We start from the raw sequence: 20,686 nt of genomic DNA on the forward strand, positions 1-20,686 counted from the left end.
AAGGGCCGTCCCTTTTCAATTTCGGCGCCCCCTCAGGACAGCTGCGCCAGCCGGCCCGGCCGCGGGCGGCTGATCTGCCCGCCCCCCACCGCCGCCGACACCCCCGTCGTGCGCGGCCCCGAGGTCGGCAACCCGCGCGCCACGCGCACCGCAAGATGGGCGAAGGCCTGCGCCTCGAGCATGTCGCCATCGAGCCCCAGATCCTCGATCGGGGCCACGGGACAGGGCAGGCGCTGATCCAGCTGCACCATCAGCCCGGCATTGAGCCGCCCGCCGCCGGTCACATGCACCGCCTCGACCGGGCGCGGGAAATGCTCCATCCCGCGGGCGACGGCGGCGGCGGCACAGGCGGCCAGCGTGGCCGCCGCATCGGCATCCCCCAGCCCCGAGACCGCCGCCAACAGGGAATGAAAGTCGTTGCGGTCGAGCGACTTCGGCGGCATCCGCAGGAAATAGGCATGTTCGAGAAAGGCCGCCACGATCGCCTCATCGGGCGTGCCCGACAGCGCCAGCTGGCCGCCGTCGTCGCGCGCGGTGCCCCGGCGCACGCGCATCAGATCGTCGATGGGCGCATTGGCCGGCCCGGTGTCGAATGCCAAGCACGCGCCCGGCCATTCCGCCGCCGGCGCGGCCGCATCGCACCAGGTGATGTTGCCCACGCCGCCCATGTTGAGAAAGGCCACCGGCCCGCGCAGCCCCGCCCAGCGCGCCGCCGCGAAATGGAAGAACGGCGCCAGCGGCGCGCCCTGCCCGCCCAGGCGCACATCGGCGGTGCGGAAATCCCAGACCACCGGGCGTTCCAGAACCTCGGCCAGAACCTCGCCCGAGCCCACCTGATGCGTGCCGCGCTCGCGCGGGTCATGCGCCAGGGTCTGGCCGTGAAAGCCGATCAGCTCGGCTTCGGGGAAATCCGACAGCAGTTCGGCATGGGCGATCTCGACGACCTCGGCGGCCGCCTCGACGCCCTCCTCGCCCGGCCAGCGGCCAAGCGCGGCGCGCAAGGTCCGCCGCTCGGCCTCGGAATAGGGACGATAGCCGGTGCGGCCGAATTCCTCGATCCGTTCGCCATCCGTCAGCACGAGAGCGGCATCCACCCCGTCGAGCGAGGTTCCCGACATGGCCCCCAGGGCCCAGACCGCAGGCTTGTGCATGATGCCCTTTCCCTTGCCGCGCCCCCCCGGTATACGCGAGGGCGCAACAGGGGGACAAGCACGATGACCTATCACCCGAAATCCGAGTTCATGCGCGTGATGATCGAGCGCGGCTATCTGGCCGATTGCACGGATTATCAGGGCCTTGACGAGGCCCTTTCGGCAGGTGTCGTGACCGCCTACATCGGCTATGACGCCACCGCGGCCAGCCTGCACGTGGGTCATCTGCTCAACATCATGATGCTGCGCTGGCTGCAAAAGACCGGGCACCAGCCGATCACGCTGATGGGCGGCGGCACGACCAAGGTGGGCGATCCCTCCTTCCGTTCCGAGGAACGCCCGCTGCTGACGCCCGAACAGATCGACGCCAATATCGCCGGGATGAAGCAGGTCTTTGCCCGCTATCTCGATTATTCGGACGCGCCGAACGGGGCGTTGATGCTCAACAATGCCGAATGGCTGGACGGGCTGAACTACCTCGAGTTCCTGCGCGATATCGGGCGGCATTTCTCGGTCAACCGGATGCTGTCCTTCGAAAGCGTGAAGTCGCGCCTCGACCGCGAGCAATCGCTGTCCTTCCTCGAATTCAACTACATGATCCTTCAGGCCTATGACTTCCTGGAGCTGAACCGCCGCTACGGCTGCGTGCTGCAAATGGGCGGGTCGGATCAATGGGGCAACATCGTCAACGGGATCGACCTGACGCGGCGGGTGCTCGACCGCGAGATCTACGGGCTGACCTCGCCGCTGCTGACCACCTCGGACGGGCGCAAGATGGGCAAATCGGCGGGGGGTGCCGTCTGGCTCAGCGGGGCGATGCTCTCGCCCTATGAATTCTGGCAGTTCTGGCGCAACACGACCGATGCCGACGTGGGGCGGTTCCTCAAGCTCTACACCGAGCTTCCGGTCGCGGAATGCGACCGGCTCGGCGCGCTCGAGGGCTCCGAGATCAACGATGCCAAGATCGTGCTGGCCAATGCGGTGACGACGCTCCTGCATGGCGCCGAGGCCGCGGCCGCGGCCGAAGCCACCGCGCGCGAGGTCTTCGAGAAGGGGGGCTTGGGCGAGGATCTGCCCACGCTGACCCTTGGCGCCAACGACATCGGCGCAGGCATCAGCCTTGCGCAACTTGTCGTGCGTTCGGGGCTGGCCAAGACCGGCAAGGATGGCAAGCGGCTGATTGCCGAGGGCGGGCTGAAGGTCGACGACGAGACCTGCACCGATGCCGGTCGCATGTTCGCCGCGGCCGATCTGGCCGAGCCGGTCAAGCTGAGCGCCGGCAAGAAGCGGCACGCCCGCGTGCAGCTGGGATAAGGACGGGGGGCGCTGCCCCCCGCTTGGCCTGCGGCCAATTCACCCCCCGGGATATTTGGACCAGTTCGAAATCAGGACTGACAAAAAGGGCGCCCGTCGACAGGCGCCCTTTTTTGCTTTTTCGAGCTGGTCCAAATATCCCGGGGGGAGTCTCCGCAGGAGACGGGGGGCAGAGCCCCCCTCCCCGGTTTCTCACTCCACCGTGGCGCGGAGGATGTAATCGGGATCTTCCACCATCCCGTTGCGGCGCGGATCGCCTTTCTTGATCGCGTCCACGACCTCCATGCCTTCGACGACATGGCCCACGATGGTGTATTGGCCATCGAGATGGGGCGCATCGGCGAACATGATGAAGAACTGGCTGTTGGCCGAATTGGGATCGGCCGAACGCGCCATGCCGACCATGCCGCGCGCGAAGGAGCGGTTGGAGAACTCCGCTTTCAGGTCGGGCCGGTCCGAGCCCCCCATCCCCGCCATGCGCAGATCGCCGCCACGCTTGCCGAAGCGCACGTCGCCCGTCTGCGCCATGAAGCCGGTGATGACGCGGTGAAACACCACCCCGTCATAGGCTCCCTCGCGCGCAAGCGCGGTGATCTGGGCGACATGGTTCGGCGCCACATCGGGCAGCATGTCGATGACGACGCGCCCCGAGGAGGCCCCCGCGATCTCGAGCACCAGATCCGGGCCCGGCCCGTTGGCCACGCCCGAGCCGCTTTCGGCCAGAGCGGCCCCCGGCAGCGCAAGCCCGGCCAGCGCCAGGCCCGCGAGAGCCCCCAGGAGGCTGCGCTTACGCATCGGCCGCCACCTTGACCGAGACCATGCGGTCAGGGTTTGCCGGCGGCTCGCCGCGCACGATCTTGTCCACATGTTCCATGCCCGAGATCACGCGGCCATAGACCGTGTATTGACCGTTCAGGAAATGGTTGTCGCGGAAGTTGATGAAGAACTGGCTGTTGGCCGAGTTCGGGTCCATCGCGCGCGCCGCCCCGATCGTGCCGCGGTCATGCGGCAGTTTCGAGAATTCGGCCGGAAGATTCGGCAGATTCGAGCCCCCGGTGCCCGCGCGGCCCGGATCATAGCCCTTTTCCATATTGGCGTGCTTGACGTCGCCCGTCTGCGCCATGAACCCCTCGATCACGCGGTGGAAGGCCACGTTGTCATAGGCGCCCGCGCGCGCCAGTTCCTTCATCCGCTCGCAATGCTTCGGCGCCACGTCGGCCAGAAGCTCGATCACAACCGGGCCGTCCTTGAGCTCGATGATGATCGTGTTTTCGGGGTCCTTGATCTCGGCCATATTGCCCTCCAGAGCCTGTGTCGCCCCGAAACTAGGCGCTCGGCGCGCCCAAGAAAAGGGCAAAGCGCCGCATGGGCGCGCGCCGGCCCAAGGCATTGACGAAGCCCGCCGTCGCGGGGCAAGTTGCAGCGCAATCTGCGAGGGGAGAACGCAATGGGCTGGAAGACGCTCGACGACATGGACATGGCCGGCAAGGTCGTCCTGGTTCGCGTGGACATCAACGTGCCGGTCGAGAACGGCCGCGTGACCGACGCCACCCGGATCGAGAAGATCGTGCCCACCGTGCGCGACATCATGGGCAAGGGCGGCAAGCCGGTGCTGCTGGCGCATTTCGGCCGCCCCAAGGGGCAGGTCGTGCCCGAGATGAGCCTGGCGCCGCTGGCGCCCGAGCTGGAAAAGGCGCTGGGTTGCCCGGTGAAATTCGCCGAGGATTGCATCGGCGGGCCGGCCAAGAAGGCGGTGGCGGCGCTGACCGCGGGCGAGGTGCTGCTGCTCGAGAACACCCGCTTCCACGCCGGCGAGGAAAAGAACGACCCCGAGCTGGCCGCCGGAATGGCTGCGCTGGGGCAGATCTATGTCAATGACGCCTTCTCGGCGGCGCACCGGGCGCATGCTTCGACCGAAGGCCTGGCCCATCGTCTGCCGGCCGCGGCCGGGCGGCTGATGGAGGCCGAGCTGAAGGCGCTCGAGGCGGCGCTGGGCGATCCCGTGCGTCCGGTGGTGGCGGTCGTGGGCGGGGCCAAGGTGTCGACCAAGCTTGACCTGCTGGGCAATCTTGTCGGCAAGGTCGACCATCTGGTGATCGGCGGCGGCATGGCCAACACCTTCCTGGTGGCCCGCGGCATCGAGGTCGGCACGTCGCTGGCCGAACGCGACATGGCCGAGACCGCCCGCGAGATCGAGGAAAAGGCCAAGGCCGCGGGCTGCACCATCCACCTGCCGGTGGATGTGGTCGTGGCGCGCGAATTCAGGGCCAATGCCGCGAACGAGACCGTCCCGGCCGAGAAATGCCCCGCGGATGCGATGATCCTGGATGCCGGCCCCGAAAGCGTGGCCGCCATTGCCCAGGTGTTCGAGGCCAGCAAGACGCTGATCTGGAACGGCCCGCTGGGCGCCTTCGAGATCGCACCCTTTGACGCGGCGACGAATGCCGCGGCGCAGAAGGCGGCCGAGCTGACGCGGGCGGGCACGCTGACCTCGGTGGCGGGGGGCGGCGACACGGTCGCGGCGCTCAACAAGGCCGGCGCGGCCGAGGCGTTCTCGTATATCTCGACCGCGGGCGGCGCCTTCCTCGAATGGATGGAAGGCAAGGAACTGCCCGGCGTCAAGGCGCTGATGGACTGAGGCGCGCGCAGGCGCGTGCCAGGGGGCCGTCCCGCGGGGGCGGCCCTTTTCCTGTGGGTCTTTGCCCCGCCCCCCCTTTTCCCGCCCCCCTTTTCCCGGCCAAACCTGCCCGATAGGGAATTCCCCCGGCGCCGCATTTGTGGCAAGATGCGCGCCATTCGCCCCTCAGAGGCGGCGCCCGAATGCGGCGACAGCAGAACCCGAGCAGTCAATCAGAGGCAGAAAGCCATGCAGCGCAGCCGTCCGGCCTGGGGGCCGGTTCTCGTCATCTCCACCTCGTTTGTCCTGGCGACCTATTTCACCTTTGCCGCGGTGCAGGGCTCCTATGGCGTCTTCCGCCGGGTGCAGATCGAGGCCGAGATCGCCCATCTGGAGGCCGAGCGCGACGCGCTGCAAGCCGAGCAGGCGCGAATGGAGAACCTGACCCGGCGCCTGTCGGATGCCTATCTCGATCTTGACCTGCTGGACGAGCGCGCCCGCGACGTGCTGGGCGCCACCCGCGCCGACGAGATCGTCATTCGCTGACCCTGTTCCCCCGCCGGCCTGCCCCACCCCGACCTTTGCGCAGGCCGGGCCTGTCACCGCTGCACCCGGCCCCGGACCCTGTGCCGGCCCGGCCGCAAGCGCTGCCCCTGGCCCCACCGTCTTCCGCCCCCACCCCCCCACCGTCCGGCTGCGCGCCTTTCCACCGCCGCATGGCAGAATGTCGCAGCCGCCCCTTGCGCCACGCCCGGACCGGGAATAGTTTAGCCTTGAACGATTGCACGCACGGAGGACGGCATGGCGCGCAAGACAACCGGGAGCGGCGCGGAGGCGGGCGCCAATGTCCCCGCCGAGGAGCTGCGCAAGTTCTACCATGACATGTTGCTGATCCGCCGGTTCGAGGAAAAGGCCGGCCAGCTTTACGGCATGGGGCTGATCGGCGGTTTCTGCCATCTCTACATCGGCCAGGAGGCGGTCGTCGTGGGCCTTGAATCCGTGGCCGAGGAGGGCGACAAGCGCATCACCTCCTACCGCGATCACGGCCACATGCTGGCCTGCGGCATGGACCCCGGCGGGGTCATGGCCGAGCTGACCGGCCGTGCGGGCGGGCTGTCCAAGGGCAAGGGCGGCTCGATGCACATGTTCTCGAAGGAAAAGAACTTCTACGGCGGACATGGCATCGTGGGCGCACAGGTGCCGATCGGCGCGGGGCTGGCCTTTGCCGACAAGTATCTGGATAACGGCCGCGTGACCTTTGCCTATTTCGGCGACGGGGCGGCCAACCAGGGCCAGGTCTACGAGACCTACAACATGGCCGAGCTGTGGATGCTGCCGGTCATCTTCGTGATCGAGAACAACCAGTATGCCATGGGCACCTCGGTGGCGCGGGCGACGAAATCGACCACGCTCTTTGGCCGCGGCGAGGCCTTCGGCATCCCCGGCGAACAGGTGGACGGCATGGATGTGCTGGCCGTGCGCGCGGCCGGCGCGCGGGCGGTGGCGCACTGCCGCAAGGGCAAGGGGCCCTATATCCTCGAGGTGATGACCTATCGCTACCGCGGCCATTCGATGTCGGACCCGGCGAAATACCGCACCCGCGAGGAGGTGCAGAAGATGCGCGACGAGCGCGACGCGATCGAACATGTGCGCACCATGCTGCTGTCGGGCGGGCATGCCACCGAAGATGACCTCAAGGCCATCGACCGCGACATCAAGAAACGTGTGGGCGAGGCCGCCGATTTCGCCCGCCAGAGCCCCGAGCCGGATCAATCCGAGCTCTGGACCGACATCATCGCCTGAGGAGGGGCCGAGATGACCGTGGAAATCCTGATGCCCGCGCTCTCTCCGACGATGGAGGAAGGGACGCTGGCCAAATGGCTGGTCAAGCCGGGCGACCAAGTGACGGCGGGCCAGATCATCGCCGAGATCGAGACCGACAAGGCGACGATGGAATTCGAGGCCGTCGATGACGGCGTGGTCGAGGAATTGCTGGTGGCCGAGGGGGCCTCGGGGGTGCGGGTGTCGACCCCGATCGCGCGCCTTGCGGGCGATGGCGCGCCCAGCACCGCCGCCGCCGCCCCCGCGCCGGTCACCGCCCCTGCGCCCGCCCCGGCCCGTGCGGCCGACGCGCCCCCCGTCCCCGCCGCCGACTGGCCCGAGGGCACGCCGACCAGGACCATGACCGTGCGCGAGGCCCTGCGCGAGGCGATGGCCGAGGAAATGGCCCGCGACGAGACCGTCTTCCTGATGGGCGAGGAAGTCGGCGAATATCAGGGCGCCTACAAGATCAGCCAGGGGCTTCTGGACCAGTTCGGATCGCGCCGCGTGATCGACACGCCGATCACCGAACATGGCTTCACCGGACTGGCCGTCGGCGCCGCCTTCGGCGGGCTGCGCCCCATCGTCGAATTCATGACCTTCAACTTCGCCATGCAGGCGATGGACCAGATCGTCAATTCGGCTGCCAAGACGCTCTACATGTCGGGCGGGCAGATGGGCTGCCCCATCGTCTTCCGCGGCCCGAACGGGGCGGCGGCGCGCGTGGGCGCCCAGCACAGCCAGGATTACGCCGCCTGGTATGCGCAGATCCCCGGCATGCGTGTCGTCATGCCGTTCTGCGCCGCCGACGCCAAGGGCCTGCTGAAATCGGCCATCCGCGACCCGAACCCGGTGATCTTCCTGGAAAACGAGATCCTCTATGGCCGCTCGTTCGAAGTGCCGATCATCGAGGATTTCACCATCCCCTTCGGCAAGGCGCGCATCGCCCGCGAAGGCCGGGACGTGACCATCGTGTCCTTTGGCATCGGCATGAGCCACGCGCTCGAGGCTGCCCAGCGCCTCGAGGGCAAGGGCATCTCGGCCGAGGTCATCGACCTGCGCAGCCTGCGCCCGATCGACTATGAGACGGTGCTGGCCTCGGTGCGCAAGACCAACCGCTGCGTGACCGTGGAAGAGGGCTGGCCCGTCGGCTCGATCGGCAACCACCTGGCCGCGGTCATCATGCAGCAGGCCTTCGACTGGCTGGACGCGCCGGTTCTCAATTGCACCGGCAAGGACGTGCCCATGCCCTATGCCGCCAACCTCGAACGCCACGCGCTGATCACCCCCGAGGAGGTGATCGCCGCGGTGCGCCAGGTCTGTTATCGCTGAAGGGGGACACGACGTGGAAATCCTGATGCCCGCGCTCTCGCCCACCATGGAAGAGGGCACGCTGGCGAAATGGCTGGTCAAGGAGGGCGACAGCGTCACCTCGGGCCAGGTCATCGCCGAGATCGAGACCGACAAGGCAACGATGGAATTCGAGGCCGTCGATGAAGGCACGATCACGCGCCTTCTGGTGGCCGAGGGCGCCGCCGGGGTGAAGGTCAATGCGCCCATCGCCGAACTGGCGGTCGAGGGCGAGGAGGAGGCCGCCGCCCCCGCCGCGGCGCCCGCGCCCGAGGCGGCAGCTTCGGCGGCCCCTGCGCCCGAAGCCCCCGCCGTCCCGGCGCCTGCCCCCGCCGCCCCGGCGCCGGCCACGCGCGGCGATGGCACACGCATCTTCGCCACGCCGCTGGCCCGCCGGATCGCGGCCGACAAGGGGCTGGATCTGGCGTCCGTGACCGGCACCGGCCCGCAGGGTCGCATCCGCAAGGCCGATGTCGAGGCCGCAAGCCCCACTCCGGCCGCGACCGCGGCGCCCTCCGCACCTGCGGCCTCGGCACCGCAAGCCGCGCCTGCGTCCCCCCCGGTTTCCTCCGGTGCGGTCGCGCGGCTCTACGAGGGGCGGCGCTACGAGACGCTGCCGCTTGACAACATGCGCCGCACCATCGCCGCGCGGCTGGTCGAGGCCAAGCAGACCATCCCGCATTTCTATCTGCGCCGGACCGCCCGGATCGACGCGCTGCTGGCCTTGCGCGCCGAGATGAACGCGGCGCTGGCGCCCCGCGGGGTCAAGCTGTCGGTCAATGATTTCATCATCAAGGCCTCGGCGCTGGCGCTGCAACAGGTGCCCGCGGCCAATGCTGTCTGGGCGGGCGATGCGGTGTTGAAGATGGCGGCCTCGGATGTCGCGGTCGCGGTCGCGGTCGAGGGCGGGCTCTTCACCCCCGTTCTGCGCGACGCCGAGACCAAGGGGCTGGCCGCGCTCTCGACCGAGATGAAGGATCTGGCCGCGCGCGCCCGCGACCGCAAGCTGGCGCCTGCCGAATACATGGGCGGCAGCTTTGCCATCTCGAACCTGGGGATGATGGGGATCGAAAGCTTCGACGCGGTCATCAACCCGCCGCAGGCCGCGATCCTGGCCGTGGGTGCGGGCGTGAAAAGCCCGGTCGTGGCCGAGGATGGCACCCTTGCGGTGGCGACCACGCTGGCGCTGACGCTGTCGGTCGATCACCGGGTGATCGACGGCGCGCTGGGAGCCGAGCTGCTGGGCGCGATCGTGTGCCATCTGGAAGCGCCGCTGGGCATGCTGGCCTGAGGATCCTGGCCTGAGGCCCAGGACAGGGACTGCGACAGGGCAACGGGCGCGTTCGGGCAACCGGGCGCGCCCGTCTCCGTTTCAGCCCCCCGCCCTTTCAGCCCCCCGGCCCTTTCAGCCCCCGACAGTCAGTCCGGCGCCCGGTCAGCCCCGATCGCGGCTGCGGAAGATGGCGGCGCGGGCCACCTCGTCCAGCACCTCGCGCCCGGCCTCCGAGCCGAAATGCGGCGCATGGGCCAGCCCCGGAAAGCGCGCGCGCAGATCCTGCGCGATCTCCTCGGGCAGAAGCTCGAGCGTCTTTTCCGACACCATCAGGCTTTCGCAGGGGATACCTTCGGCATAGATGATCTCGTGGCGGTCGAACACCAGGCTGTAATAATCGACATAGCCGCCCTCGCGGCGCCAGACATTCTCGCCATCGACCAGATGCTTGGCCTGCACCAGCACCTCGGCCGTGGCGCCCAGCCGCTTTTCGCCGCGCTGATAGAGGAAGATGCGGTGATGCGGGCTGACGATCAGATCGCCCTCGTTGCCCAGCGTGCCCGCCGCAATCACCACCGGCGCGAAACTGCCCAGCGCCTTCAGCCGCGCCTTGCCGATCCAGCGGATGGGCTGGGGGCCGGAATCGCGGGTCAGCACCCGGTCGCCGGGCCCAAGGCTTTCGATCGGGCGCTGGGCGCCGCTGGCCATGGTGATCATCGTGCCGGTGGTGAAGGCCACGCAGACCAGATCGGCCAGGCGCACCTCGCCGGGGTCTTCGAGGCTTTCGATCAGCGTATAATCGACCCGCGGCGCCATCGGCGACAGCGGCAGCGCATAGAGCGTCGATTCCGGCTCGTGCACGATCATCAGCACGTCGATCATGTCGCCGTCGGGCGCCATCAGCACATGGCGCGCGCGCAGGCTGACCGCATCGCCGGGCCGGCCGAATTCGGACCCCGCCGCCAGCCGCGCGCCGCCTTCGGCCGGGGCCAGCATCAGCCGCAAAGGCTCGGCCCCGCGCTCGAGCTGATAGAGATCGCCGGTCTCGCAATCCTCGGGCAGGCCCAGGCCGTCGCCCTGGTTGGCGCCCGTCACGACCCAGATCAGATCGGCCGGAAAGACATGGGCAGCCTGACCGGGAAGGGCATCCGTCATGGTGGTCTCCGTCATCGGCGGCCGGGATCGGCACGCGCGCTCTGGCGTCCGGCGGGGCGAAGGCCCTATGCTGGCGGGCGCTATCCTCGCCTTGGTTAAGGGCAAGGTTGGCCCAAGGTCAAGGGAAGGCCCGTGCCGGGCTGCAACGGAAAGGCTGCACGAGATGGATCTGGGGATTGCGGGACGCCGCGCGCTGGTCTGCGCGGGATCGAAGGGCCTGGGGCGCGGGGCGGCGCTGGCACTGGCCGAGGCCGGCGTGGGGATCGTGCTGAACGCGCGCGGGGCCGAGGCGCTGGAGCGCACCGCCTCCGAGATCCGCGACCGCTTCGGCGTGCCCGTCACCCCGATCGCGGCCGACATCACCACCGACACCGGCCGCGCCGAGGTTCTGGCGCAGGCGGGCGACATAGACATCCTGGTGACGAATGCCGGCGGCCCACCCCCCGGCCACTGGGCCGACTGGGCGCGCGCCGACCTTCAGGCCGCGATCGAGGCCAACATGCTGACCCCCATCTTCCTGATGCAGGCGGTCCTGCCCGGCATGCTCGAACGGCGCTGGGGGCGCGTGGTCAACATCACCTCGCAATCGGTGCGCGCGCCGATCCCGGAACTGGGCCTGTCGAACACCGCGCGCGCGGGGCTGACGGGCTTTGTCGCCGGCGTGGCGCGGCAGGTGGCGGCGCAGGGCGTCACCATCAACAACGTGCTGCCGGGGCTGCATGCGACCGACCGCGCCACCGCGCTGGATACGCGCGTGGCCGCAGCCGAAGGCATCACCATGGCCGAGGTCGCCCGCCGCCGGATGGAGACGATCCCGGCCCGCAGCTATGGCGATCCGCGCGATTTCGGGGCGATCTGCGCCTTCCTGTGCGGCGAGCCTGCGCGCTTCATCGTGGGCCAGAACATCCTGGTCGATGGCGGAACGACGAATATCACGCTCTGAGACATTCCGCGCGCCCTGCGACAGAGTTGCACAGGGGCCGGGGGGCTGTTATCCCTTCACCGACTGAAATGATCGGATAACCCGCGTGCCCGACAGCAGCCCCCTGCCCGCGGCCTCGGCCGCCGCCCGCACCACGGCGCCGCCGCCCCCGCCGCCCCCGCGCCTGACGGTCGAACATCTCGCCCGCATCTTCGACGGGCGGCGCGTGGTCGATGACGTGTCCTTTGACGTCCCCGCGGGCGAGGTCGCCTGTCTGCTGGGCCCGTCGGGCTGCGGCAAGTCCACCACCTTGCGCATCATCGCCGGGGTCGAGATGCAGGACGAGGGGCGCATCCTCGTCGACGGCGCGCTGGTCTGCGACACGGTCTTCCGCATCCCGCCCGAGCGCCGGCGCATCGGGCTGATGTTCCAGGATTTCGCGCTGTTCCCGCATCTGTCGGTCGTGCAAAACGTGGCCTTCGGGCTGACCGGCCCGGCCGCAGCCCGCCGCCGCCGCGCGGCCGAGCTGCTCGAACGCGTGCATCTGGCCCATCACATCGACAGCTATCCCCATGCGCTGTCGGGGGGCGAGCAACAGCGCGTGGCGCTGGCCCGCGCGCTGGCGCCGCGGCCGCGCATCCTGTTGATGGACGAGCCCTTCTCGGGGCTGGACGAGCGGCTGCGCGACGACATCCGCGACGAGACGCTGTCGCTGCTCAAGGACGAGGGGACCGCGGTCCTTCTGGTCACGCACGAACCCGGCGAGGCCATGCGCATGGCCGACCAGATCCTGCTGATGCGCGGCGGGCGGATCGTGCAGCGCGGCGCGCCCTACAACATCTACAACGCGCCGGTGGACCGGGCGGCGGCGGCCTTCTTCTCGGATGTCAACATCCTGACCGGGCGGGTGCGCGGCGCGCTGACCGAAACCGCCTTCGGCACCTTTCTGACCCCCGGCCTGCCCGACGGCACCGAGGTCGAGATCGTCATCCGCCCGCAGCATATCCGCATCGACCTCGACCGCGGCGGGCGCGGCCCCGACCCCACGCCGGAAACCGGCACCGCCGCGCGCGGCGTGGTGGCGCGGGCGCGCTTCATGGGCCGCGAGAGCCTGGTCGAGTTCCGCATGGACCACGACGGCTCGATCCTGAAGGCGGTCGTGCCCAATGTCTTCCTGCCCCGGCCGGGACAGGCGCTGTGGCTGATGATCCGGCGCGATCGCTGCTTCGTCTTTCCGAAGACCGGCTGAGCGGGTGTGCCCCCCCGGTCGCTTGCTCGGCCCCCCAGACCCGGGCTCGGCCCAGGGCGCCTATTCGGCCCCGTCCCCCCTGGCGCGCGCCCGCCGGGCCGCGGCACCGCCGCGACGGCTGCGGGGCTCGGCCACGCGCGCGGGCAATTCCGCCATGATCTTGCGCCGGGCCTCGGGGCTCAGGTCGCGCCAGGCGCCGATTTCCTCGATCGTGCGCTTGCAGCCCAGGCACAGCCGGGTCTCGGGGTGGATGGTGCAGAGCTTGACGCAGGGGCTGTCGACATCCCCCGCCCCAGCCCCCTCCAAGGGGCCGCGCGGGCTCATCGCCCCGCCCCCAGATAGGCCAGCCGGTCCAGAAGCCCCTGAAGGATGAAGCCCGCCGCCACATGGTCGATGACATCGGCCCGCCGCGCGCGCGAGGTATCGGCCTCGAGCAGCGCGCGTTCGGCCGCAACAGTGGACAGCCGTTCGTCCCAGAAGGCCACCGGCAGATCGGTCAGCGGCTGAAGATTGCGCGCAAAGGCCCGCGTCGCCTGACAGCGCGGCCCCTCGCTTCCGTCCATGTTGAAGGGCAGCCCCAGCACCAGCCCGACCGCATCGCGCCCGCGCGCGATCTCCAGCATGGCCGCCGCGTCCAGCCCGAACTTCTTGCGCTTGATCGTGCTGAGCGGGGTTGCGATGCCGCGCAGCCCGTCCGAGACCGCAACGCCAATGGTCTTGGTCCCCAGATCCAGCCCCAGGATCGCGCCCGCGCGAGGCAGTTGGGCGGCGAATTCCTCGATCGTGGCGCAGATCATTGCGCGCCCCCACCCGAGACGGTTCCGCCCGAGGCGCCCCCGGCCGAGGCACCGTCACCCAGTTCGAACCCCGCCGCGGCCCCCGCGGCGCGCAGCTCGGCCAGCGCGGCCGGGTCCAGCGTCTCGGCGGCGCGGGCCAGGGCCGCGCGCGCGCGATCGCCGTCGCCCAGCACCCCCAGCGCCCGCATCAGCCGCGCCCATTCCGCCGGGCTGCCGCCGTCGCGCATCAGCCGCGCTTCCAGCCCCTCGACCATGCCGGCGATCATCGCCTGACGATCGGCCTCGGACATCTCGCCGGCGGCCTCGACCGCGGCGGCATCGGGGCCGGGCAGCGCGCGCGCGCCAAAGGGCGGGGGCACCGCCTCGCCATCCCGCGGGGCCTCGAGACCGCCGCGCAGCGCCTCGGCACGGATGCGCGCCAGATCCTCGGGGCGTTCGGCAAAGACACCCTGCGCCTCGTCCCACATGGCGCGCGCGCGATCCTCCTCGCCCAGGATCAGCATGCCGGCCAGCAGCCGCGCCCAATCCTCGGCGGTGCCGCCGGTATTGGCCAGCTTGGCCCCCAGCGCCTGAAGCGCAGGGCCCAGCGCTTGGCCGCGCGCCTCGGGCGGCAGCGACGCCACGCGGTCCAGATCCGCCCGCGACGGGCCGGTCTGGCGCACCGGCGGCGGGGTATAGTCGGTTTCGCCGGCAAGCCAGGCCAGATCGCGGATACCGGTGCGGATCGAGCGGATCCACGGCGCCTCCTCGGGGCCTTCGTCCAGAAGCCGCGCCCAGACCGGGAAGGCCCGATCGGGACGGCCGTTCTGCACCATCAGCAGGCCCATGAAATAACGCGCGCTCTGGTTTGCGGGGTCACGCTCCAGCGCGTGGCGCAGCTCGGCTTCGGCCTCGGGGGTGACAACGCCGCCCGCCGCCACCACCATCAATTCGGCCATCTGCGCGTAATCCTCGGCCGTCGCCTGATCGCCCTTGATCGCCACCAGACGCCGCATCGCCTGCCAGGCCGCGTGGTAATCGCCCAGGCTCGCCTCGTTGCGCGCCAGAAGGGCAAGCCCCTCGGGGTCGTTGGGCCGCTCGGCCACCGCCGCGCGCAGCCGCTCCATCAGCGCGGCGAATTCCGCGTCGGGCTCGGGCGCGGCGGGCCGCATGGCGGCCGCCTCGGCCTCGGCGGCGGCCTGATCGGGACGGTTGGTATAGAGCATCTCGGCCAGATCCAGCCGCGCCGCCATCGGCTGGTCGGGGAAATCGGGCGCGCCCATGCGCGAATAAAGCGCAAAGACCCCGCCCAGAGCCGCCACGCCCACCACCGCCAGCGCCAGATTGGCGCCCCGCGGTGCCGCACCCAGCCGGGCCGGGCCCCGCCGCGCCGCCTCGAGCAGCCGGCGCGAGACCTCGATACGCGCGCGCTCGGCCTCCTCGGCGCCGATCACGCCGCGCTCGAGATCGCGCGCGATCTCGGCCAGCTGATCGCGGTAGATCTGCTGGTCGGTTCCGTCATCGGCCGAGGCCTCGGCCTCTTCGCCGCGCAGCCCGCGGCGTGCCCCGCGCAGCACCGCCAGCGCCATCGCCAATGTCACGATCGCCGCGCCCGCGGCGGTGAGGATCCAGAAACTCATGCGCCCTCCCCTTCCTGCCTTTCATTTAGGCTGCCAACCCGGCAGGCGAAAGCCCCCGCTGTCATGCACATCCTGCCCATATGCCATGCGATGTCGCATTTTTCCGTGATCTGCCGCTTGTCGCGTGGTTGAGCCTGAAAACGGGGGGCATCAGAAAGGAACAGGCCGGGGAATCGGCGCGCAACAGGAGTGCGGGGCATGAGACGTTATTCGGTTTTCGCCATCGCCCGCGAGGCAATGCGCTATCATGAGGGATGGGAACGGGCCTGGCCCGCCCCCACACCCAAACCGCGTTATGACGTGATCGTGGTAGGTGCCGGCGGTCACGGGCTGGCGACGGCCTATTATCTGGGCAAGAATTTCGGCATCACCAATGTGGCGGTGATCGAGAAGGGTTGGCTGGGCGGCGGCAACACCGGCCGCAACACGACCATCATCCGGTCGAACTATCTCCAGGATCCCTCGTCGGCCATCTACGAGAAGGCCCGCAGCCTTTACGAAGGGCTCAGCCGCGACCTGAACTACAACGTCATGTTCAGCCCCCGCGGCCTGCTGATGCTGGCGCAGACCGAACACGAGGTGCGCGGCTACAAGCGCACCGTCAACGCCAACGACCTGCAAGGCATCGAAACCCGCTGGATCGGTCCACAGGAGGTCAAGGACCTCGTGCCCATGATCAACCTGCACGGGCCGCGCTACCCGGTGCTGGGCGCGCTGTTGCAGGAACGCGGCGGCACCGCGCGCCATGACGCGGTCGCCTGGGGCTATGCCCGCGGCTGCGCGGCCATGGGCATGCACATCCTGCAAAACTGCGAAGTCACCGCGATCCGCTCCGAAAACGGCCAGGTCTCCGAGGTCGAGACCACCCGCGGCACGATCGGCTGCAAGAAACTCGCCATCGTCGTGGCGGGCCATTCCTCGGTCATGGCCGAAAAGGCCGGCTTCCGGCTGCCGGTCGAATCCATGGCGCTCCAGGCGCTGGTCTCCGAACCGATCAAGCCGATGATCGACGTCGTCGTCATGGCCAATACCGTGCACGGCTACCTCAGCCAGTCCGACAAGGGCGAACTGGTCATCGGCGGCGGCACCGACGGTTTCGTCAACTATTCCCAGCGGGGCTCCTGGCAGCATGTCGAGGAAACCATCCGCGCCCTGATCGAAACCTTCCCGCCGATCTCTCGGCTGCGCATGCTGCGCCAATGGGGCGGCATCGTCGACATGACCGGCGACCGCTCGCCGATCCTGTCGAAGACCCCGGTGGGCAACATCTTCATCAACTGCGGCTGGGGCACCGGCGGCTTCAAGGCCATTCCCGGCTCGGGCTGGGCGATGGCCGAACTGGTCGCCAATGGCGAACCCGGCCCGCTGGCGGCCGATTTCGGCCTCGAGCGCTTCCGCGAAGGCCGCTTCATCGACGAATCCGTCGCCGCCGGGGTGGCGCATTGATGCGCACCCGCCCCGCCCGACCCGCTGCCGTCTTCGATCTGGTCCAAATATCCCGGGGGTCCGGGGGCAGAGCCCCCGGCGCCCCACACCCGAAAGGTCCGCAGACATGCTGAGACTGACCTGTCCCCATTGCGGCGTCACCGCCGAGGAAACCGAACTGACGCCGGGCGGCGAAGCCCATCTCCGGCGCGCCGGCCCCGACGCCACGGATGCCGAATTCGAATCCTATCTCTTCGCCCGCAAGAACCCCAAGGGCGTCGTCTTCGAACGCTGGCGCCACGCCCATGGCTGCGGCAAATGGTTCATCGCCGCGCGCCATTCGGTCAGCTGGCAGGTCTTCGGAACCTACCCCGCACAAACCACCGAACCGCCCGCCGATCTGATCGAAACGATCCGCGCGGCCATTCCGACCTGGGAGGGCTGGCAATGACCCGCCGCATCACGCGCCTCGACCGGGGCGGCCGCCTGATCGACCGCGCGCGCGACATCACCTTCTGTTTCGACGGACGCCGCATCCCCGCCCATCCGGGCGACACGCTGGCCTCGGCGCTTCTGGGCGCGGGCCACGTCCTGCAAGGCCGCTCGTTCAAGTATCACCGCCCCCGCGGCCCCGTCGCCGCCGGCGCCGAGGAACCCAACGCCCTCGTCACGCTGGGCGGGCGGGCGCGCATGGAACCCGACCTGCGCACCACCACGACCGAGGCCTTCGACGGCGCCGAGGCGCGCTCGCAGAACCGCTGGCCGGGCCTCGGGCTTGACCTTCTGGCCATCAACGACCGGCTTTCGGCCTTCATGCCGGCGGGCTTCTACTACAAGACCTTCATGGCCGGCCGGTCCTGGGAAAAACTCTTCGAGCCGATCATCCGCCGCTCGGCGGGGCTGGGCCCGGCCCCGACCGAGGCCGACCCCGACAGCTATGAACAAGCCTATGCCTTCGCCGATGTGATCATCGTCGGCGGCGGCGTCGCGGGCCTTGCCGCGGCGCTCGAACATGGCCGTGCCGGCGCCCGCGTCTGGGTGCTGGAACAGACCCCGCATTGGGGCGGGCGCGCGGTGGTCGATGCCGAAGCCGACGGGGCCACCATCGACGGTCTGGCACCCGAGGCCTGGGTCAAGGCGGCCCTGGCCGAGCTGGAGGCCCTGCCCAATGTCACGCTGCGCACGCGTATGCTGGCCGCGGGCCTGCACGATCACGCCCATCTGATCGCGCTCGAAAGCGTGGCCGACACCACCCCCGGCGCCGATCTGCCGCGCCAGCGGCTGTGGCGGATGCGGGCGGGCAAGGTCATCGTGGCCGCCGGCGCGCTGGAACGGCCGCTGTCCTTCCCCGGCAACGACCGCCCCGGCGTCATGCTGGCCAGCGCGGTGCGCGACTATATCGTCAACTGGGCCGTCAGCCCCGGCAAGCGCATCGTGATCCTGACCAACAACGACGACGCCTATCGCACCGCGCTGGTCGCGCTGGATGCCGGGATCGCCATTCCCGCCATTCTCGACCTGCGCAAGACCCCCAACGGCCCGCTGGTCCAGGCCGTGCGCGACCGCGGCGTGCGCATTCTGCCCGGCCATTCCATCGCCAAGGTTCTGGGCAGCAAGCAGGTCAAGGGCATCGCGCTCTGCCGCCACGAAAGCCGCGGCGAAGCCTGGCTCGAGCGCATCCCCTGCGATGCGGTGGCCATGTCGGGCGGCTGGTCGCCGACCGTGCACCTGTGGTCGCATTGCGGCGGCAAGCTGGCCTGGGACACCGAGGCCGCCTTCTTCGCCCCCGATCCCGACAAGCCCCCGCTGGGCGCCGACGGCAAGGCCATGGCGCAATGCGTCGGCGCGGCTGCCGGTGCGCTCAGGCTTGACGCCTGCCTGGCTTCGGCCATGAGCGCGGCCCCGCAGGTCGAGACCCCGGCCGAGGAGCCGATCCAGCCCGTCTGGGTCACCCCCGCCGAGGCCGGCCCGCATCTGCGCGCCAAGATGTGGCTCGACTTCCAGAACGACGTGAAGGTGTCGGACATCCAGCTGGCCGCGCGCGAGGGCTATCAATCGGTCGAACACGCCAAGCGCTATACCACGCTGGGCATGGCCACCGATCAGGGCAAGCTGAGCAACATCAACGGCCTGGCGATCCTGTCGCAGGCCCTCGATCAGCCGATCCCGGCCACGGGCACGACCACCTTCCGCCCGCCCTATACCCCGATCGGTTTCGGCGCCATCGCCGGCGAGGCCCGCGGCGAGATCTTCCAGCCGCTGCGCCGCACCGCGATGGATGCCTGGCACGAGGACCAGGGCGCGCATTGGGAACCCGTCGGCCAGTGGCGGCGGCCCTATTGCTACCCCGGCAAGGCCGAGCCGCATTCCGCGGCGATCGAGCGCGAGGTTCTGGCCGTGCGCAACTCGGTCGGCATGCTCGACGCCTCGACGCTGGGCAAGATCATCGTCAAGGGCCCCGACGCGGGCCGCTTCCTCGACATGATCTACACCAACATGATGTCGACGCTGGCGGTCGGGAAATGCCGTTACGGGCTGATGTGCTCGGAAAACGGCTTCCTGATGGACGACGGCGTGGTCGCCCGCCTGTCCGAGGACACCTGGCTGTGCCACACCACCACCGGCGGCGCCGAGGCGATCCACGCCCACATGGAGGATTGGCTCCAGTGCGAATGGTGGGACTGGAAGGTCTGGACCGCCAATGTCACCGAAGCCTATGCCCAGGTGGCGGTGGCCGGCCCGAACGCCCGCAAGGTGCTCGAGGCGCTGGGCGGCGTCGATGTCTCGCGCGAGGCGCTGCCGCACATGTCCTGGACGGCCGGGCCGCTCGGGGGCTTTGACGCGCGGATCTACCGGATCTCGTTCTCGGGGGAACTGGGCTTCGAGATCGCGGTGCCCACCTCGCAGGGGATGGCGCTGTGGTCGCGGCTCCTCGAGGCCGGCAAGGCCTTCGATATCCGCCCCTATGGCACCGAGGCCCTGCACGTCCTGCGCGCCGAAAAGGGCTTCATCATGATCGGCGACGAAACCGACGGCACCGTGATCCCGCAGGATCTGGGGCTGAACTGGGCGCTGTCGAAGAAGAAGGCCGACTTCCTGGGCAAGCGCGCGCATCAGCGCAGCTTCATGGCCAGCCCCGACCGCTGGAAACTGGTCGGTCTGGAAAGCCTGGACGGGTCGGTCATCCCCGAATGCGCCATCGCGCCGGCCCCGGGCGAGAACGCCAACCGCCAGCGCAACACGCAGGGCCGGATCACCTCCAGCTACTATTCGCCGACGCTCAAGCGCGGCATCGCCATGGGGCTGGTCCATAACGGTCCCGACCGGATGGGCGAGGAGATCATCTTCAATGCCGACGGCAAGGAGGTGACCGCCCGCATCGTCTCGCCGGTGTTCTATGATCCCAAGGGGGAGAAGCTCGATGTCTGACATGGTATCGGCCCTGAACGGCGCCCGTTTCGAAGGCTTTGCCGAGATCACCGAAACCGGCCTGTGCGGCATGGTGCAGATCCGCGCCGATCTCGCCTCGGCGGGGCTGGCGCAGGCGCTGGGGGGCCTTGGCCTTTCGGTGCCCGGCCGCCGCGCGATCCTCAGCGCGGGCGATCTGGAACTGGGCTGGATGTCGCCCGACGAGCTGATGCTGTTCTGCCCGCGCGACCGGGCAGCCGCGATCACGCAACAGCTGGCCCAGGCGCTGGGGGGCGAACATGCGATGGTGCTCGACGTGTCGGATGCGCGCGTGCGCTTCTCGATCCGCGGCGAGAAGGCCGATCAGGTGCTGATGAAGCTCTGCCCGGTCGATCTGCCCACCCTGCCCCAAGGCGAGATCCGCCGCACCCGCGCCGCACAGACGGCGGTGGCGTTCTGGCGGGTCGATGGCGGCCTGGACCTGATCGCCTTCCGTTCGGTGGCGGGCTATGTGATGGGGCTGCTCAAGCATTCCGCACGGCCGGGCGCAGAGCTGTTCTGAGCCCCTCGCCCCGGCGTGAGCCC

General features: G+C 69.5%; 19 protein-coding genes. 12 read left to right on the plus strand and 7 right to left on the minus strand.

Features of this window, described 5'->3' with window-relative positions:
• Nucleotides 1-32: 32 nt before the first annotated feature.
• A complete protein-coding gene (locus BW949_RS01180; protein WP_407947217.1) occupies nt 33-1,151 on the minus strand; it encodes an anhydro-N-acetylmuramic acid kinase in 1,119 nt (372 codons plus the stop codon).
• A 63-nt stretch (nt 1,152-1,214) separates the two neighbouring features.
• On the opposite strand from BW949_RS01180, the gene tyrS reads away from it, so the two are divergent.
• Entirely contained in the window at nt 1,215-2,465 is a 1,251-nt protein-coding gene (tyrS, locus tag BW949_RS01185) for a tyrosine--tRNA ligase (protein WP_076363098.1), read from the plus strand.
• Nucleotides 2,466-2,657: 192 nt separating this feature from the next.
• Here the strand turns inward: tyrS and BW949_RS01190 are convergent, their stop codons facing one another.
• Together BW949_RS01190 and BW949_RS01195 are read right to left on the minus strand one after the other, a co-directional pair.
• Entirely contained in the window at nt 2,658-3,260 is a 603-nt protein-coding gene (locus tag BW949_RS01190) for a peptidylprolyl isomerase (RefSeq protein WP_076363099.1), read from the minus strand.
• A complete protein-coding gene (locus BW949_RS01195) occupies nt 3,253-3,759 on the minus strand; it encodes a peptidylprolyl isomerase (protein ID WP_076363100.1) in 507 nt (168 codons plus the stop codon). Before BW949_RS01195 ends, BW949_RS01190 begins: the two co-directional genes overlap by 8 nt.
• A gap of 153 nt (nt 3,760-3,912) precedes the next feature.
• Here BW949_RS01195 and BW949_RS01200 point away from each other — a divergent pair, with 153 nt between their 5' ends.
• The 5 genes from BW949_RS01200 (at nt 3,913) to BW949_RS01220 (ending at nt 9,544) form a co-directional block, all read left to right on the plus strand.
• Complete coding sequence (locus BW949_RS01200) at nt 3,913-5,103, plus strand: phosphoglycerate kinase (RefSeq protein WP_076363101.1); 1,191 nt, start codon at nt 3,913-3,915, stop codon at nt 5,101-5,103.
• 228 nt (nt 5,104-5,331) lie between these two features.
• Nucleotides 5,332-5,628, plus strand: a complete 297-nt coding sequence (locus BW949_RS01205) for an FtsB family cell division protein (RefSeq protein ID WP_076363102.1) — start codon at nt 5,332-5,334, stop codon at nt 5,626-5,628.
• Between the two features lie 255 nt (nt 5,629-5,883).
• Nucleotides 5,884-6,885: a pyruvate dehydrogenase (acetyl-transferring) E1 component subunit alpha gene (pdhA, locus tag BW949_RS01210; RefSeq protein ID WP_076363103.1), complete on the plus strand. Its 1,002-nt coding sequence runs from the start codon at nt 5,884-5,886 to the stop codon at nt 6,883-6,885.
• Nucleotides 6,886-6,897: 12 nt separating this feature from the next.
• Nucleotides 6,898-8,235 (plus strand): pyruvate dehydrogenase complex E1 component subunit beta, encoded by a 1,338-nt coding sequence (locus tag BW949_RS01215; protein ID WP_076363104.1) that lies wholly within the window; start codon nt 6,898-6,900, stop codon nt 8,233-8,235.
• Between the two features lie 25 nt (nt 8,236-8,260).
• Nucleotides 8,261-9,544 carry a pyruvate dehydrogenase complex dihydrolipoamide acetyltransferase gene (locus BW949_RS01220; RefSeq protein WP_076363668.1) on the plus strand — a complete coding sequence of 428 codons (1,284 nt, stop codon included), beginning with the start codon at nt 8,261-8,263 and terminating at the stop codon, nt 9,542-9,544.
• Between the two features lie 144 nt (nt 9,545-9,688).
• Here BW949_RS01220 and BW949_RS01225 read toward each other — a convergent pair whose 3' ends face one another.
• Nucleotides 9,689-10,681, minus strand: a complete 993-nt coding sequence (locus BW949_RS01225) for a Hint domain-containing protein (RefSeq protein ID WP_076363669.1) — start codon at nt 10,679-10,681, stop codon at nt 9,689-9,691.
• A gap of 163 nt (nt 10,682-10,844) precedes the next feature.
• Here BW949_RS01225 and BW949_RS01230 point away from each other — a divergent pair, with 163 nt between their 5' ends.
• Complete coding sequence (locus tag BW949_RS01230) at nt 10,845-11,624, plus strand: SDR family oxidoreductase (RefSeq protein ID WP_076363105.1); 780 nt, start codon at nt 10,845-10,847, stop codon at nt 11,622-11,624.
• A 103-nt stretch (nt 11,625-11,727) separates the two neighbouring features.
• On the plus strand, nt 11,728-12,852 hold the full coding sequence (locus BW949_RS01235; protein ID WP_235816194.1) for an ABC transporter ATP-binding protein: 1,125 nt from the start codon (nt 11,728-11,730) through the stop codon (nt 12,850-12,852).
• A 60-nt stretch (nt 12,853-12,912) separates the two neighbouring features.
• Here the strand turns inward: BW949_RS01235 and BW949_RS01240 are convergent, their stop codons facing one another.
• Genes BW949_RS01240 through ccmI form a run of 3 tightly spaced genes read right to left on the minus strand, consistent with a single transcriptional unit; the run spans nt 12,913 to nt 15,268 of the window.
• Nucleotides 12,913-13,176, minus strand: coding sequence for a DUF1289 domain-containing protein (locus tag BW949_RS01240; protein ID WP_076363106.1), 264 nt, complete (start codon nt 13,174-13,176; stop codon nt 12,913-12,915).
• Nucleotides 13,173-13,649 carry a Holliday junction resolvase RuvX gene (ruvX, locus tag BW949_RS01245; protein ID WP_076363107.1) on the minus strand — a complete coding sequence of 159 codons (477 nt, stop codon included), beginning with the start codon at nt 13,647-13,649 and terminating at the stop codon, nt 13,173-13,175. The genes BW949_RS01240 and ruvX overlap by 4 nt, the downstream gene beginning before the upstream one ends.
• A complete protein-coding gene (ccmI, locus tag BW949_RS01250) occupies nt 13,646-15,268 on the minus strand; it encodes a c-type cytochrome biogenesis protein CcmI (protein WP_076363108.1) in 1,623 nt (540 codons plus the stop codon). Before ccmI ends, ruvX begins: the two co-directional genes overlap by 4 nt.
• A gap of 198 nt (nt 15,269-15,466) precedes the next feature.
• Here ccmI and BW949_RS01255 point away from each other — a divergent pair, with 198 nt between their 5' ends.
• From BW949_RS01255 to BW949_RS01270, 4 genes are all read left to right on the plus strand, one after another.
• Entirely contained in the window at nt 15,467-16,714 is a 1,248-nt protein-coding gene (locus BW949_RS01255) for a sarcosine oxidase subunit beta family protein (RefSeq protein WP_076363109.1), read from the plus strand.
• Nucleotides 16,715-16,820: 106 nt separating this feature from the next.
• Nucleotides 16,821-17,144, plus strand: a complete 324-nt coding sequence (locus BW949_RS01260; protein WP_076363110.1) for a sarcosine oxidase subunit delta — start codon at nt 16,821-16,823, stop codon at nt 17,142-17,144.
• Nucleotides 17,141-20,122 (plus strand): sarcosine oxidase subunit alpha family protein, encoded by a 2,982-nt coding sequence (locus BW949_RS01265; RefSeq protein WP_076363111.1) that lies wholly within the window; start codon nt 17,141-17,143, stop codon nt 20,120-20,122. The genes BW949_RS01260 and BW949_RS01265 overlap by 4 nt, the downstream gene beginning before the upstream one ends.
• Entirely contained in the window at nt 20,115-20,663 is a 549-nt protein-coding gene (locus BW949_RS01270) for a sarcosine oxidase subunit gamma (RefSeq protein WP_076363112.1), read from the plus strand. The genes BW949_RS01265 and BW949_RS01270 overlap by 8 nt, the downstream gene beginning before the upstream one ends.
• Nucleotides 20,664-20,686 lie beyond the last annotated feature (23 nt).

The organism is Phaeovulum vinaykumarii, assembly GCF_900156695.1.
GTDB lineage: Bacteria > Pseudomonadota > Alphaproteobacteria > Rhodobacterales > Rhodobacteraceae > Bieblia_A > Bieblia_A vinaykumarii.